This window comes from Arthrobacter sp. Y3222053, from assembly GCF_059092805.1.
Window position 1 is genome coordinate 166,276 of the sequence record NZ_JBNHIA010000001.1, and the last position, 14,142, is coordinate 180,417.

Consider the following 14,142-nt stretch of genomic DNA (forward strand, 5'->3'; position numbering starts at 1 on the left):
GTTGGCGTGCACGGCGGGTCAGGAGCCGGAGGGCAGCATGGCGTCCAGGTCCGGTTCCTTCGAGAGGGTGCCGTACCGGGTCGCCGCGGAGCCCAGGGCTTCGGCCGCTTCGCGGTTGAAGTCGGAGCGGTAGGCGGGAAGGACCATGCGGGCCCGCATCTCGTCACCGATGGAGGTGTAGGTGCCGACGATGTCGCGCACCGCGTCCGGGTTCTCCTGCGCGTATTCGAGCGACTTGTTCATGGCCTCGGTGAAGGCTTCGGCGATCTCGGGGTTTTCCTCGGCGTAGGAGCTGGTGGTGAAGTACCCGGCGACGTCGAGCCCCTCATGCATGTCGGCGAAGTTGTAGGACACCACCCGGGCACCGTCGTCGAGCGCCTGGGTCAGGAAGGGTTCGAGGATCCACGCGGCGTCGACCTGCCCGTTCGCCAGTGCGGCCGGGGCGTCGGGGAAGCCGACCTCCACGAACCGGATCGATTCGTGGTCCCCGCCGTCCTCCTCCACCACGCTGCGGATGGTGGTGTCGCCGATGTTGGAAAGGTTGTTCACCGAGACTGTCTTGCCGGCCAGGTCGGCGGCGGCCTGGATGGGCGAATCCGCGGGGACGACGACGGCTCCGACGTCGGAGGTGGTGTCGCCGCTGGTGGAGATGCCGTTGGCAAGGAACTCCAGGTCCAGGCCTTTGTCGTTGGCCACCATGACCGAAATGATGTTGCCGAAGGCGAACTGGAAGTCCCCGCTGACCACGCCGGGAACCGCGGCGGCGCCGCCGGAGGTCTCGGTGATGTTCAGGTCCAGGCCGGCCTCCTCGAAGAAGCCCTGCTCCTTGCCGAGCCAGATGGGCGCCGTGTCCAGGATCGGAATGACGCCGACCGAGACCTCGGTGAGCCCTTCGCCGGCGGCAGCGCCGTCACCGGTCGCTTCCCCGGTGGATCCGCCGGAGAGGGAACCTCCACCGCAGGCTGAGAGGGTCAGGGCGGCGGCTGCGGCTGCGGCGAGGAGAAGCGGGCTGCGTTTCAACGGTGGCTCCTGGGAATTCGAGAGGACATGCGGCAGCTTGCTTCCGTTCCGTGACCCGGCGACGGCTGTGGCGCTGAGTTGTTCGCATGGTGAACATGTGTTCTTTTTTCAACCGTATGAGCTGGATCACATCCCGTCAAGGATTTCCCGGGATCATGCGGAGTTGTGACCTTCCCGTCATCTGCGCATGGAAATGCCGCGGCTGTCGCCGGGGTCATCCGCGCTGACCCAAAACGGCCGACTCGAAAATTGGTGCTAAGAATGATCTACGTCACAGCCTTCCGAGCGGGGCACCGCCTGTCGACGCCGGCCGCCGGAGGCGTGACGACCCCTACCGCACAACCGATGGGAAAAGATTCATGGCAGACGACAGGACGGTCCTGGCAGCCTCGGCGGACCTGCTCCGCACTCACGGGATGACGACGATCTTCGGCAACCCCGGCTCCAATGAGCTGCCCTTCCTGGCCGGGCTGGGGAAGGACTTCGACTTCGTCCTGGGGCTGCACGAGCAGGCCGTGGTGGGGATGGCCGAAGGCTACGCGCGGGCCACCGGCCGGCCCGTCCTGGTGAATCTGCACGCGGCGTCCGGCACCGGAAACGCCATGGGCGCGCTGACCAACGCCAGGTACGCGCACGTACCCCTGGTGCTGCTGGCCGGCCAGCAGGTCCGGCGCACTGTGGGCCAGGAGTCGATGCTCGCGAACGTGGCGGCCGGCTCGCTGACCGCTCCGCTGACCAAGTTTGCCCACGAGCCGCTGGCCGCGGCGGACGTGCCACGCACGCTCTCGCAGGCCATCCTCGAGGCCTCCTCCCATCCGCAGGGGCCCGTCTACGTGTCGGTTCCGCTGGATGACTGGAACGAGCCGGCGCTGCGGGATGATGCCCTGCTCCGGGAACGCTCCGTCACGGTGGCGGGCGGCCTCTCCCCCGAACTGGCAGCCGCACTCGTTGCCGCCGTCGAGCAGTCGGAGAACCCGGCGCTGGTGCTTGGCCCCCAGGTGGACGCGGCCGCCGTCCGGGATCCGGCGGTGTTCGAGGCGATTGTGCGGCTGGCCGAGAAGGCCGATGCGACCGTGTACGTCGCGCCGTCCCCGCCCCGCTGCCCGTTCCCGACCACGCATCCGAACTTCGGCGGTGTCATGGTCCCGGGGATCGATTCAGTGCGCCGCCGACTCTCCGGACATGACTCCGTGTTCGTGATCGGGGCGCCGGTCTTCCGGTACCACCGGTGGGAGCCGGGAGATTACCTGGATGCCGGCACCCGGCTGTGGCACCTCACCCAGGACGCATCCGAGGCCACCCGGGCGCCTTTCGGAACGGCCGTCGTCGCCGACGTCGCCGCGGCCATCGGTGTCCTGGCCGACGGCGTGCGGGACCGCGGCACGCGTCGCCCGCCGCGTGGGCTGACCGCAGCGGCGGGCTCGCCTGACGGCATGACCGGGGCGGAGATCCTGGAGGTGCTCAACGCCCACGTGCACGACGGCGTGGTGTACGTGAACGAAACGACCACGCTGGATCTGGACTACCTCGAGCGGATCGCCATCGACCGGCCCGGACGCTACCACTTCCCGGCGTCCGGCGGACTCGGTTTCGGCCTGCCGGCCGCCGTGGGGATCTCCCTGGCCTCTCCGGAGGCGACCGTGGTGGCCACCGTGGGCGACGGTTCGGCGAACTACGGCATCACCGCGCTGTACACCGCGGCCCAGCGGGGCACCCGGACGGTGTTCGTCATCGTCAACAATTCGGGTTACGGCGCCCTGGCCGGCTTCGCCCAGCGGATGGGCGTGCCCGATGTGCCGGGCCTGACGCTCGGAGCGATCGACTTCGTGGCACTGGCCGAGGGGTACGGCGTTCCGGGTACCCGCACGACCACGCGGGAGGAATTCGACGCCGCCTATCAGAAGGCCCTCCGCACGGAAGGCCCGGTCCTGATCGACGCCCGGGTGGTGTAAGTCAGCGCTGCGCGGGCGTGCCCGGGACGGAGGCGCGGGGGTTCAGTTCCTGTCCGACAGCCCGGGCCGCCTCCTGCAGCAGCGGCACCGCCCGTTCGGCGAAGGCCTCGTCGACGCGGGAGATGGGGCCGGAAACGGAGATGGCCGTGGGAGTGGGGGCGTCAGGAACGGCGATGGCGAAGCAGCGCACCCCCAGCTCCTGCTCCTGTTCATCGACGGCATAGCCGCGGTCCCGGATTTTCTGCAGCTCAGCCAGCAGTTCCGTGGCGGTGCCGATGCTCTGGTTGGTGGGTGCCGGCATCCCGGTCCGTTCACAGATGCCGCGAACGCTCTCGTCCGACAGCTGGGCGAGGATGGCCTTTCCGACGCCGGTGGCGTGCAGGTGGGCCCGGCGTCCGACCTCGGTGAACATCCGCATTGAGTGCCGGGACGGCACCTGGGCGATGTACACGACCATGTCCGAATCGAGGACGGCCATGTTGGCGCTTTCCCCCAGCTCGTCGACCAGCCTGCTCAGATGCGGAAGGGCCAGCGCCCCGAGCTGCTTGTTGGCGGCTTCGCCGAGCCGGATCAGCCGTGGACCCAGGGCGTAGCGCCGGTTCGGCAGCTGGCGGGCGTAGCCGAGGCCGACCAGGGTCCGCAGCAGGCGATGAATGGTCGGGAGGGGAAGGTTCGTGGAGCCGGCGAGCTCGCTGAGCGTCACTGCCCCGCCGGCGTCGCTGATCAGTTCCAGCAGCTCGAAGACGCGCTCAACGGACTGCACCCCGCCGGCGGCACTGCGCTCAGCCATGTCTTTCCTTCCAGGTAGGGCAACACTTTATCGCTACGTGGAATGGTTTTTCAGCGATCGCCCAAACCCTAGCCGGGCGAGTGGGCGTGCGCCAGAGCATCCGCGGTCCCCGGGAGGGACGGCGGGGCGGAGACGTAGCGATGCCCCGTTGGTGTCCGGATTTCGATCGCCTGCTCCGGCTCCTGAGTATGCCTGTCATCCCCGCCCCGCTGACCGGAGCGGCTGTCCAGGTTCGGCCGGCGCTGCGTCCGGCTGTCACCGCCACCTCCTTGCTCCCCCGGCGGGCCGTCGTCGGCCCGTTGGCGCCACGCCCCGGCACCAGCCGCTGATCGCCCGCCCGGATGGACGCCAACTGCATGCGATGACCATCCCGGCGCCTCTTTCGTGTAATTGCAGTTCTCGCAGAGTCCCTGACCGTTTTCCGCCGAGGTGCCACCTCCAGCGGCGTGGCTTTGCACGTGGTCGATGTGGCGGACGGGCGCACCGCACCACGGGGTACGGCAGCGTTGGTCCCTGGTGGTGATGAACCGGGCAAGCCCTTGCGGAAAGGTCCTCGCCCGGGAGTCCATGGCCATCAGTTCTCCGCTGGCTGGAGCGGTGTAGAGGCGGCGCAGCGCCGCTTCCGATGCGCTGCCAATCATCGCGCGCGCCCAGTCGGCCGGGACTGTTCCGTAGCCCGCCAGTACGGCCGGCTCCTTGGCCCCCCGAAGCAACGTGCGGTCGGTGAGGATGAGCTGCACCTCGATCCGCGGCCCGGCCGCAGCCGGTGTACCGGTTACCCGTTCCACCAGGGTGTCGGCCATGATCTGCCCGCGGCCGCGCGGATCGCCCATGCAGCGCATCCGGTCCGCCTCCCGGGACAGCGCGGCGTAGACGGCCACCCCCTGCGCCACGGGAAGCAGGCCGGTCACCCAGGTCATGGTGTCGGGAGCCGGCCGGCAGGAGACATAGCGTTCGTTTTCTGCCTTTCGGGCCCGCCGGACGACCGCAGCAGGGTCGATCCGGTACGTCCCCCGTCGCAGCCGCTCCACCAGGGCCCTGTCCCCCAGCTTTTCCGCCTCGTCGGGATCTCCCAGGACGGCGGCGTCGAGCGCGGCGCGGTCCTCGGGCTCGAGACAGGCGGTTTCCCGTGCCACGAGCGTTGCCCGCCACTCGCTGAGCTTGCCCTCCCGCAGGGCCCGAAACGTGCAGGGCAGCTCATGCAGCAATGCCTTGCCCAGCCCGAGGTACCGTCCTCCGCGCAGGGGCGATTCGCGCCGGGCCAATGCGATCTGGGCCCCGACGCCGCGTCCCAGATCCTGCGGGCGCAGGCCGGCCTCCGCCTGCTCCCTGCGCTGCATCTCGTCGAAGCGGACGGCCGCCACCGCCTGGACGGCCGCGGCCGTGCCCTTCAGTTCCTCCATGGACCTGATCAGGTCAATGAGATCCGCTGCGTGGAGGGGTTCCGGAACCGGCAAGGCAGCCTGCTCCCCTCCCAGCCGCTCGACGAGATCGGTCACTGCCTGTACGGCGGCTGCGGACAGAGAACGCAAGGACGACAGAGAAGACATGGGAAGCAGGAGCGCCGGCGGCCCATTATCGACGCCGCTCACAGGTCTGTCGGGCGCAAGGACTGAGGGGCTGCCTCCACTGTCATATTCGAACATGTGTTCGAGGCTAGAAGTTGGTTTGAGGACCCGCAAGGGCAATTATCTCCCCTGAATAAGTGGTGACCTGATCGCGTCAGGTAAGCAGCCAGTAGCGAAGTCCTGCACCATACGGGGAGTGCATTCCCCCGCGTTACGCTGTCCCCGAGACGAGACGGTTCAGGCGCCCGAGAGCCGGTCTTTCCCGCCGGCTTGCCCGCTCCGACGAATTCTCCCGAGGAAAGTGGAACTGTTCCCGTGAAAGGCTCTGGAAGAATAATGGTCCGCCGCCACACCCGACTCCGCTGCGGCGCCCGGCTGCTCTGCGCCGGCGCCGTCCTCACCCTGTCCTCCACCGCCTGCGCCCCGCCAGCACCGGCGGAAACCCGACCCGCGGAAAACGCCGCGGCACCCGACGCCCAAATCACGCTGGAACGCGTGGTTCCCCTGCTGCTGCAGGAAACCGCGGAAACGGTCGACCTGGAAGTCGTGGCAGTCCGTGAAGAGTCCTGCCTCCGTATCGAAATCGAGGAACAGCAGACGAAAACCCGATGGATTGGATCGCTGGAAGGCCTGCCCGCCGATGCGGCCGCAGCGAACGCCGCCCTCGACAGCATCCGGGCAGCCCTCGAAACCGATGGGTGGTCACTCATCAGCGAAACCGACGATCCCGGGAACGAAGTGGGGGACGTTCGGGTGCTGAGTTTTCAACAGGGCGACATGGACCTTTCCGCCGTATATGCGCGCAACGGTGACGTCGCCGAAAGCGTGGAAATCCTGGCCACGACCGACTGCACCGAGCATCCGGACGAGCATCAGATGCTGCGCTCCGAACTGGACCCCGAGTACGGCATCAGCAGCCGGTACTACCCTGACGGCGCCTGAGCCGGGCGGCAAGAGCGACGGCGGCGCCCCTCCCCCGGAGGTGCGCCGCCGTCGTCGTACTCATGTTTGGCTGCCGTCGGCCTACTTTGCGCGCGCGGTACGGCGGGCGCGGACCGCCTCGAGGACGCACTCCTCGGCGTCGGCCCCGGGCGTGATGCCGCCCGGAACCCGGAAGAAGAACGCCAGACCGATCACCCACCAGATGCCGAACAGAATCCACGGTTCCATGCCCAGCTGCGCGGGCATGCCCGGCATGTAAAGGCTGAACAGGGCGGCACCTAGGATGGTGGCAGCGACACCGATGACGACGCCGCCGCGCCCGCGGCCGCCGATCCGCAGTGGACGCTCCATCTCCGGTTCACGGCGGCGCAGGATCAGGAACGCCACGCCCACCAGGGTGTAGGCCGCCACGATGCTGGGTGCCCCGGAATCGACCAGCCAGCCGAGCATTTCCGCGCCGAAGAACGGCGCAAGGAAGCTGAGCGCCCCGATGAATAACAGCGCGTTGTGCGGGGTGTGGTACTTCGGGTGCAGCCGCCCGAACCAGGCCGGCAGCATGCCGGCACGGGCCAGCGAGTACATCAGCCGGGAGGCGCCGAGCAGCAGCGAGTTCCACGAAGTGAGGATGCCGGCAATGCCGCCGGCGATCAGGATGTTCGCCATCAGGTCCGAGCCGAACATCGCGCCGACGGCGTCGGCGGTGGCGATGTCCGCTCCGGCCAGCTCCCCGGCGGGCATGGCGGAGGACGTCGTCAGGATGACCATCACGTACCAGGCCGTGGCCAGGAGAACCGAAAGGACCACCAGGCGGCCGATCTGCCGGGCCGGGATGTTCACTTCCTCTGCGGACTGCGGAATAACGTCGAAGCCGATGAACAGGAACGGCACCACGACCAGCACGGCGAAGAAGCCGTTCATGCCGCCGGTGAACCACGGCTCCATGTTCTCCGCGGAACCTCCGGTGAACGCGCCGGCGATCATCACCAGGCCGATGGCGAGCAGGAACAGCACCACGAAGTTCTGGACGATGCCGGCTTCCCTGACGCCGCGGATGTTGATCCAGATGATGACGACGGCGGCGAGCGCACCGACGAGCGCCCAGGTCAGGTTTACTTCGAACCCGGCGATGGTCCACAGCGGAATCTGGCTGAGGTCCGGGAAGATGTACTGCACCGTGCGGGGCAGGGCGACGGCCTCGAAGGCGACGATGGTGACGTAGCCGCCGATGATGGCCCAGGACCCGATGAACGAGGTACGGGCCCCCATGGCCCGCAGGAGGTAGTTGTGCTCCCCGCCGGCCTTGGGCATCGCCGCACAGAGTTCGGCGTAGGTCAGCCCGACGACGGCCATGATGGTGCCGCCGGCGACCATGGCGGTGACCGCGCCGAGGGTTCCGGCGTTGCTGAGCCAGTCGCCGGTGAGGACGACCCAGCCGAAGCCGATCATGGCGCCGAAGCCGAGGGCCAGGACGTCGAGCCGGCCAAGGACTTTCTTCAATGAGGGTTCGGTGGCGGACTGCTGCGCCATGCCGGGCCCCCTTCCTGTAATGCTCTGCCCGTTGAAAGGCGATGCGGAGTGATTGGGCGCACTACGGTATAGGGCGCGGGGAAACCGCACCTAATGTTTCACAACAGGCAACCTCAGGTCCGCTTTCCGGCACCCGCTCACTCCGGAACGGTGACCAGGCCCTCCGAGACCATCCAGTCGAAGGCGACGTCGGCCGGTTCCCCGCCCTCGACGTCGACCGCCAGGTTCATCTTCCGCAGCTCCTGGTCGGTGAGCAGCGGGCTGATCTGAGCGAAGACGTCCTCGAGTTCCGGATAGCGAAGCAGGGCCTCGGTGTTGAAGACCGGGGCGACGTTGTAGGCCGGGAAATACGCCCGGTCATCCTCCAGCACAGTCAGCCCCAACGAATCGATCCGCCCGTCGGTGGCGAAGACCTCCCCAAAGTTGCACTCCCCGGTGTCGGTGGCGGTGTACACGGCTCCGGTGTCGTAGATGCCGATGTTCGCCTCGGGCACGCCGTCCGGTGAGCCGCGGGGCAGGTCGTAGGCCTCCAGCAGGGGGTTCATGCCGTCCGGCCGGGAGTTGAACTCCGCCTCGAGGCAAAAGGTGCGCTCCTCGACCGGCAGCGCCGCGATGTCGGAGATGCGCGTGACGCCGAGCTCCTCGGCGGCTTCGCTGCGGATCGCAAACGCGTACGTGTTGTTCAACGGCGCGGGGCGCCCCCAGGTCAGTCCGTTCGCCAGGTCGGCGTCGTACACCGCCTGCCACTGTTCCTCCTGGTCGGGGATGCCGGTGCCCTGGCCCAGGTAGGTGATCCAGGCCGTGCCGGTGTACTCATAGGTCATGTCCGCCTGCCCGGAGACCATCAGCTCGCGGACCGGCTGGCTGCCGGGCACGTTGGTGAGGTCGGTGACGTCGAAGCCGGCGGCCTTGGCGGCGATCACCGCGATCTTGCCCAGCACCAGCTGTTCGGTGAAGTTCTTGCCCGTGATCGTCAGCGGGGCGTCCTGCGGCAGGCCCTCGATGGGCTGGATCTCCCCCGGCTCGGCTTCGGGCACGTAGGAGTCGGCGGGCTGCAGCCCGCAGCCGGCGGCGAGGAGCCCGACGACGGCGGCGAGCGCGGCCAGCCGCCTCCTCCGGCAGGCGGCGGGAGGGCGGACGGCGGGAGGGCGGACGGCGGGAGGGCGGACGGCGGGCCGGGTAGGGGTGCTGCGCATCAGAGACCCTTCGGCCGGGCGACGTGCTCGATGACGCGGCCGATCCAGTCGACGGTCAGGGCCAACAGCGCCACCAGCAGCGCGCCGGTGACCAGGACCGCCTCCAGGTTCAGGTTCACCCCCGTGGTGATCAGGATGCCCAGCCCGCCGCCGTTGATGAACGTGGAAAGCGTCGCGGTGCCGACCAGCAGCACCAGCGCCGTCCGCACCCCGGAGAGCATGACCGGCACCGCCAGCGGCAGCTCCAGGCGGAAGAGGACGCCGACGGCGCTCATCCCCACCCCGCGTCCGGCCTCGACCACGCGCGGATCGACCTGCTGGATACCGATCATGGTGTTCCGCAGCACCGGCAGGGCGGCATAGAGCACCAGGGCCACGATGGCCGGCCAGAAGCCGAAGCCGAGCCAGAAGGCCAGCAGCACCAGCAGGCCGATCGCCGGGGCGGCCTGGCCCAGGTTCGCGACGGCCAGGACCGGGCCGCTGACCCGGCGCAGCGGGCCCCGGGTCAGCAGGATGCCCAGGGGGATCGCCACCGCCAGCACGATCGCCGCCGAGACCACGGTGAGCGCCAGATGCTGCAGGGTGTAGCCCCAGAGCGTTACCGGTTCCAGGGTGGCGCGCTCGGTTGCGCTGAGATCGGCGTTGGCCAGCCAGAGCACCAGCACCCCGAAGGCGACGGCGATGCCGGCGAGCTGCAGCAGCAGCGGCCGCCAGGACAGACCCGGGGCGGTATCGACGGTCTCGGCCAGGGGCGTCGCCCTTGCGCCCGTCCGGGCACCTCGCGCACCTGCCGCCGTCGTGCCCTTTGCGGTGGAGGCCGCAGCCGCACCGCCGGCGGCACCGGCACCCGCGGCGCTCATCAGCTGTCCTCCGCTGCTGTGGCGCCGGCCGGAGCCGGAGCGGGTCCTGGTGTCTCATGCCGCGGCGTCGTGCCGGTGTTGACGCCCACGGGTGCGGCGGAATCGTCACGGGCGGCGGCCTGTGCCGCCGTGATCGCGTCCATGACGGTCTGCACGGTGACCAGGCCCTTGAACGCGTCCCGCGGACCGGTGACGAGTGCCGCTCCGGTGCTGGAGCCGAGCATCGTGTCCAGCGCGTCGTTCAGGGTCGCCCGGGCGCCGATCACCGGGAGCTTCGGGTCCGCCGTCGCGGGCAGCCGGTCCAGCCGGCTGATCTGGCGGCGGGAGAGCCACTGCAGCGGCCGGTCACGGCTGTCCAAAACCACCAGGTTCTGCTCGCCGGCGCCCTGCAGCCGGGACAGCGCGTCGCTGGCCGGCTCGCCGCCCCGGGCGGTGACCGCCCCGCTCAGCTTCACTTCGTTGACCCGGGTCAGCGTGAGCTGCTTGAGCCCGGCGCCGGAGCCGATGAAGTTCTCCACGAACTCGTCGGCGGGGTTGGCCAGGATCCGCTCCGGCGAGTCGTACTGCACCAGGCGGGCGCCCTCGCGGAAGATGGCGATCCAGTCTCCCAGCTTCACGGCCTCGTCGAAGTCGTGGGTGACGGCGACGATGGTCTTGTGCAGCTCCGACTGGATGTGCAGCAGCTCTTCCTGCAGCCGCTGCCGGGTGATCGGGTCCACCGCGCCGAACGGCTCGTCCATGAGCAGCACCGGCGGGTCCGCGGCCAGGGCACGGGCTACGCCCACCCGCTGCTGTTGACCGCCGGAGAGCTCCTTCGGATACCGGCCCCGGTACAACGCGGGATCGAGGGAGACCAGCTCCAGCAGTTCGTCCACGCGGCCGCTGATCCGGTCCTTGCTCCAGCCCAGCATCCTGGGCACGACGGCGATGTTCGCTTCCACGGTCATGTGCGGAAAGAGCCCGCCGGCCTGGATCACGTAGCCGATGCCGCGGCGCAGCCGGTCACCGTCCATGCCGGTGACGTCGTCGCCGTCGAGGATGATGCGGCCGCTGGTGGGTTCGATGAGCCGGTTGATCATCTTCAGGGTGGTGGTCTTGCCGCAGCCGGAGGGCCCGACGAGCATCACCACGCTGCCGTGCGGGATCTCCAGGGTCAGGCCGTCCACCGCTGGCCGGTCCTGCCCGGGATAGCGTTTGGTTACCTCGTCCAGGAGGATGCCGGCGCCGCCGGCGGGAGCACCGCCGTCGGGCCCGTTGGATGCGGAAGGAAGGGTTTCAGACACGGATACCTCGCGGGATGGTCAGCCGGCCGAGACCGAGCAGGAGGAGGTCGAGGATCAGGGCCAGGAGGACGACCCCGACGACGCCGACCACGACGGATTCAAGCGAGTTGGCGCCGCCCAGGCGGGACAGGCCGTTGAAGATGAAGCCACCCAGGCCCGGGCCGAGCGCATATGCGGCGATTGCGGCGATGCCCATCACCATCTGCGCGGAGACGCGTACGCCGGTCAGGATCACCGGCCAAGCCAGCGGCAGTTCCACCCGCAGCAGGGACCGTACGCGTCCCATGCCCACGCCGCGGGCGGATTCGACGACGGCCGGGGAGATCCCGGAGAGCCCCACGAGGGCGTTGCGCAGGATCGGCAGGGTGGCGTAGAACGCGACGACGATGATCGCCGGCAGCGTGCCGAAGCCGAGCGGGGCGATCAGCAGCCCGATCAGGGCGAAGGACGGCAGGGTCAGCCCGACGGCGGAGATGCCGTTGGCGATGCCGTTCAGGGTCGCGCTGCGGTAGGTGAGTGCCGCGATGACTATCGCGAGGACCGTGGCGAGCACCAGGCACTGGAAGACGAGGCTGAAGTGCTGCCACCCGGCAAAGAGGATCTGCGGATAGCGGTCGGCCAGGAATTCCAACAAGAGCAAGACCTCATTCGCCTCGGGGACGGGTTGCCTGCCGGTGCTCCTTTCGCTGGTGTTTCAGCGCCGGATCGGCTGCGCCGCTGCACAGCTTCCTCCATGGTCCCGCTGCGCCGAGCTGCTGGAAAGACCCTGCGTAGGGTTGACTGCTCCGCAAGCCGGATGCGCCAGCGTCTGCGGCTCAGGTGAGAAGGTGTTCTGCCGTCTTCAGTCTTCGTTCTCCACATCCAAGGCGGACTCGTGCAGCCCGGTGTCCTTGCCATGCATCCAGAGGACTACGTCCAGCGTTCGCAGCCGGGAGAACGCGAAAGGAACGTGTGCCTGCGCTTGGATGTCATCGAGCTGCTTCGCCAGCTTCTTGTCCTCAGCGGTCAGCTCCGCGTGCCAGTCCGTCCACTGAGTCAGCGACGAATCAACACCGGTGACCTTGGAGACGATGGAGTCCCAGATCGGAATCAGCCGAGGGCGCTTCCGGGCCAGTATCTTGCTCGCCTTGGTAGGCCCGATCCCCCACTTTTCGTCAGGTTTGCCTTCGCTCTTTCCCCGAAGCAGGTCCCACAGTTCCCAGGCAGGGCTGCCCTCCCCGAGTACGGACTTGAACTCATCCTGCCCTAGATCGGCCAGGTCAAGGTCCGCCGGAATGCGGGAGAGAAGGGCGGCAATGTCGGTGCGCCGCGTCTCAAGAATCCCGATCGCCGCCCGGTGGGAGAAATCAACGGAGAGGAACGATGCGGCCAGCAGGTCATCAGCGGTGACCCGGTTCATCACCTCCGGTGCGTCACCACCTCCGGCCCAAGTGTCAAAGCGGGCCCCGGTGCGCACCCGACCCGAGTTGAGGACTCCCGTGTAGTACTCGCTAACGAGCCCTGCGGCCTCGGACTGGTGGCCGTCGCCCAGGATGGCAGGCAGCTGCATAACTTCCCCCGGTGTTTGTGAAGGGGCGCTTTGCTCCCTCCGTTTCCGGGAGCCTACCCGGCATGGACGACATTCTGGGCAAGAGCCGGCACGGTTTTAGACAGCGGCGCCCGCTACCCCTCTCCCGCGCCCCGCATCCGGTTTGCCCGCCGGTAGCCCTGCACCCCGCCAAGGACGGCGACCAGGCCGCCGATGATGCCGCCGATGGGAGCACCCTGCGCCATGCCGCCGAAGAACCCTTCACCGGGAGTCACGTCCAACCGGGGCGGGGTGAGCAGGGGCTGGCCTGCGAACACCGTGTAGGCGATCGCGGCAGAGGTCAGGACCATGCCGATGCCAAAGACGGTGATACCCACCATCGTTGACCGGGCACCTGCGGTTTCGGCGAGCTTCTGCGGGTTGACTCCGCGCCGCTTCGCGTACCAAAGGGCCGCCACCGAGGGCAGCATGCCGGTCAGCACCAGCAGGGCCACCGGAAGAAGGAACAGTCCGAAAGAGGCGGCGACCAGCGCGCCCAGCAGCCCGATGTAGAGTGCCGCCGTCAACCCGAAGGCATTGGATTCCATGATCACGGCCCGTTCCCGCTCGTCCCCGTAGGCCGGGCTGTCGACGTCCATGATCTTCTCAGCGGCCCGGTCGAGCCTGCTCGTCCTGCGCGTCATTTCCGGTCTCCCGTCTCGTCCGTGAAGAGTTCCTCGACGGTTCCGCCCAGGGCCCGGGCAATCTTCAGGGCCAGATAGACCGACGGCGCATAGTCGCCCTGCTCGACGGCGATCACTGTCTGCCGGCTCACGCCCACCTGCTCAGCCAGCTCTGCCTGTGTCATCCGCTGCAGCTTCCGGCGCTCCCGCACCGGACTCGCATAGTGAGCCTTTCGAGGAACCATGCAGCGATGTTAGGAATCCTTGACATTGGAAGTCAAGGATTCCTGACATTTTAGGTGCCGTGAGAGGCAGACCGTCGGGCTACTGCTTCTCCTGCTCCGCCCGCAGCGCCTTCCACGCACCGGTGCCCCACAGTGCCCAGAGCACCAGCAGCGGCTGGAAGAACAGCCGGATCAGCCGGTCCCGGTCCGTCGACAGGCCGAAGGCGTCGGTCTGAGTGACGTACTGGGAAATGTTGCCCGGGAAGATCGCAATGAAGAACGCGGCAGCAGCCAGGCCCACCGGCACCCGGCGCTTCCGCCACAGGATCAGCGACGCTCCCAGCCCGATCTCCGCGACACCCGACAGCAGAACCACGAGGTCCTTGTCCAGCGGAACCCAGTCCGGCACCTGGGCTTGGAACTCGCTGCGGGCGAACGACAGATGCGAGATGCCCGCAAAGGTCAGGAACGCGCCGAGCACGACGGCGGCGGCCCGGCGCGGCTTCGAGGTCCTGGCCGCCGGAGCCTTGACTGCACGGACGACGGCTGAGCTGAATCGGGACATGGGCAGACGGTAGCAGGTTGGGCTG

Annotated in this window: 14 protein-coding genes; 2 read left to right on the forward strand and 12 right to left on the reverse strand. The window is 68.4% G+C overall.

The window, feature by feature from the left end; all coding sequences use genetic code 11:
* Positions 1-18: 18 nt before the first annotated feature.
* On the reverse strand, positions 19-1,020 hold the full coding sequence (locus AC5RUW_RS00800; protein WP_494158924.1) for an ABC transporter substrate-binding protein: 1,002 nt from the start codon (positions 1,018-1,020) through the stop codon (positions 19-21).
* A 359-nt stretch (positions 1,021-1,379) separates the two neighbouring features.
* Between AC5RUW_RS00800 and mdlC the strand changes: the two genes are divergently transcribed.
* Entirely contained in the window at positions 1,380-2,972 is a 1,593-nt protein-coding gene (gene mdlC / locus AC5RUW_RS00805) for a benzoylformate decarboxylase (RefSeq protein ID WP_494158925.1), read from the forward strand.
* A gap of 1 nt (position 2,973) precedes the next feature.
* Here mdlC and AC5RUW_RS00810 read toward each other — a convergent pair whose 3' ends face one another.
* Together AC5RUW_RS00810 and AC5RUW_RS00815 are read right to left on the reverse strand one after the other, a co-directional pair.
* Positions 2,974-3,762, reverse strand: a complete 789-nt coding sequence (locus AC5RUW_RS00810; protein ID WP_494158926.1) for an IclR family transcriptional regulator — start codon at positions 3,760-3,762, stop codon at positions 2,974-2,976.
* A gap of 68 nt (positions 3,763-3,830) precedes the next feature.
* Positions 3,831-5,408: an HNH endonuclease gene (locus AC5RUW_RS00815; protein ID WP_494158927.1), complete on the reverse strand. Its 1,578-nt coding sequence runs from the start codon at positions 5,406-5,408 to the stop codon at positions 3,831-3,833.
* 258 nt (positions 5,409-5,666) lie between these two features.
* Here AC5RUW_RS00815 and AC5RUW_RS00820 point away from each other — a divergent pair, with 258 nt between their 5' ends.
* On the forward strand, positions 5,667-6,272 hold the full coding sequence (locus AC5RUW_RS00820) for a hypothetical protein (RefSeq protein WP_494158928.1): 606 nt from the start codon (positions 5,667-5,669) through the stop codon (positions 6,270-6,272).
* Positions 6,273-6,353: 81 nt separating this feature from the next.
* Here the strand turns inward: AC5RUW_RS00820 and AC5RUW_RS00825 are convergent, their stop codons facing one another.
* From AC5RUW_RS00825 to AC5RUW_RS00865, 9 genes are all read right to left on the reverse strand, one after another.
* Positions 6,354-7,799: an APC family permease gene (locus AC5RUW_RS00825; protein ID WP_494158929.1), complete on the reverse strand. Its 1,446-nt coding sequence runs from the start codon at positions 7,797-7,799 to the stop codon at positions 6,354-6,356.
* Between the two features lie 137 nt (positions 7,800-7,936).
* Positions 7,937-8,995, reverse strand: coding sequence for a glycine betaine ABC transporter substrate-binding protein (locus AC5RUW_RS00830; RefSeq protein WP_494158930.1), 1,059 nt, complete (start codon positions 8,993-8,995; stop codon positions 7,937-7,939).
* Entirely contained in the window at positions 8,995-9,855 is an 861-nt protein-coding gene (locus AC5RUW_RS00835; RefSeq protein ID WP_494158931.1) for an ABC transporter permease, read from the reverse strand. The genes AC5RUW_RS00830 and AC5RUW_RS00835 overlap by 1 nt, the downstream gene beginning before the upstream one ends.
* Positions 9,855-11,138, reverse strand: a complete 1,284-nt coding sequence (locus AC5RUW_RS00840; RefSeq protein WP_494158932.1) for an ABC transporter ATP-binding protein — start codon at positions 11,136-11,138, stop codon at positions 9,855-9,857. The genes AC5RUW_RS00835 and AC5RUW_RS00840 overlap by 1 nt, the downstream gene beginning before the upstream one ends.
* Complete coding sequence (locus AC5RUW_RS00845) at positions 11,131-11,772, reverse strand: ABC transporter permease (protein ID WP_494159540.1); 642 nt, start codon at positions 11,770-11,772, stop codon at positions 11,131-11,133. The genes AC5RUW_RS00840 and AC5RUW_RS00845 overlap by 8 nt, the downstream gene beginning before the upstream one ends.
* 207 nt (positions 11,773-11,979) lie before the next feature.
* The gene (locus AC5RUW_RS00850; protein ID WP_494158933.1) at positions 11,980-12,687 is read right to left on the reverse strand and encodes a DUF6308 family protein; all 708 of its coding nucleotides are present in this window, start codon (positions 12,685-12,687) and stop codon (positions 11,980-11,982) included.
* 113 nt (positions 12,688-12,800) lie between these two features.
* The gene (locus tag AC5RUW_RS00855; protein ID WP_494158934.1) at positions 12,801-13,349 is read right to left on the reverse strand and encodes a hypothetical protein; all 549 of its coding nucleotides are present in this window, start codon (positions 13,347-13,349) and stop codon (positions 12,801-12,803) included.
* Positions 13,346-13,573: a helix-turn-helix transcriptional regulator gene (locus tag AC5RUW_RS00860; protein ID WP_494158935.1), complete on the reverse strand. Its 228-nt coding sequence runs from the start codon at positions 13,571-13,573 to the stop codon at positions 13,346-13,348. Before AC5RUW_RS00860 ends, AC5RUW_RS00855 begins: the two co-directional genes overlap by 4 nt.
* A gap of 79 nt (positions 13,574-13,652) precedes the next feature.
* Entirely contained in the window at positions 13,653-14,117 is a 465-nt protein-coding gene (locus AC5RUW_RS00865) for a DoxX family protein (RefSeq protein ID WP_494158936.1), read from the reverse strand.
* Positions 14,118-14,142 lie beyond the last annotated feature (25 nt).

What these genes read in the sequence shown, in the direction of transcription:
- AC5RUW_RS00815 (WP_494158927.1), bottom strand. Translation starts at nt 5,408, where the DNA reads ATGTTCGAATATGACAGTGGAGGCAGCCCCTCAGTCCTTGCGCCCGAC.
- AC5RUW_RS00855 (WP_494158934.1), bottom strand. Translation starts at nt 13,349, where the DNA reads ATGACGCGCAGGACGAGCAGGCTCGACCGGGCCGCTGAGAAGATCATG.
- AC5RUW_RS00850 (WP_494158933.1), bottom strand. Translation starts at nt 12,687, where the DNA reads ATGCAGCTGCCTGCCATCCTGGGCGACGGCCACCAGTCCGAGGCCGCA.
- AC5RUW_RS00825 (WP_494158929.1), bottom strand. Translation starts at nt 7,799, where the DNA reads ATGGCGCAGCAGTCCGCCACCGAACCCTCATTGAAGAAAGTCCTTGGC.
- AC5RUW_RS00820 (WP_494158928.1), top strand. Translation starts at nt 5,667, where the DNA reads ATGGTCCGCCGCCACACCCGACTCCGCTGCGGCGCCCGGCTGCTCTGC.
- AC5RUW_RS00860 (WP_494158935.1), bottom strand. Translation starts at nt 13,573, where the DNA reads ATGGTTCCTCGAAAGGCTCACTATGCGAGTCCGGTGCGGGAGCGCCGG.
- AC5RUW_RS00835 (WP_494158931.1), bottom strand. Translation starts at nt 9,855, where the DNA reads ATGAGCGCCGCGGGTGCCGGTGCCGCCGGCGGTGCGGCTGCGGCCTCC.
- AC5RUW_RS00865 (WP_494158936.1), bottom strand. Translation starts at nt 14,117, where the DNA reads ATGTCCCGATTCAGCTCAGCCGTCGTCCGTGCAGTCAAGGCTCCGGCG.
- AC5RUW_RS00830 (WP_494158930.1), bottom strand. Translation starts at nt 8,995, where the DNA reads ATGCGCAGCACCCCTACCCGGCCCGCCGTCCGCCCTCCCGCCGTCCGC.
- AC5RUW_RS00810 (WP_494158926.1), bottom strand. Translation starts at nt 3,762, where the DNA reads ATGGCTGAGCGCAGTGCCGCCGGCGGGGTGCAGTCCGTTGAGCGCGTC.
- mdlC (WP_494158925.1), top strand. Translation starts at nt 1,380, where the DNA reads ATGGCAGACGACAGGACGGTCCTGGCAGCCTCGGCGGACCTGCTCCGC.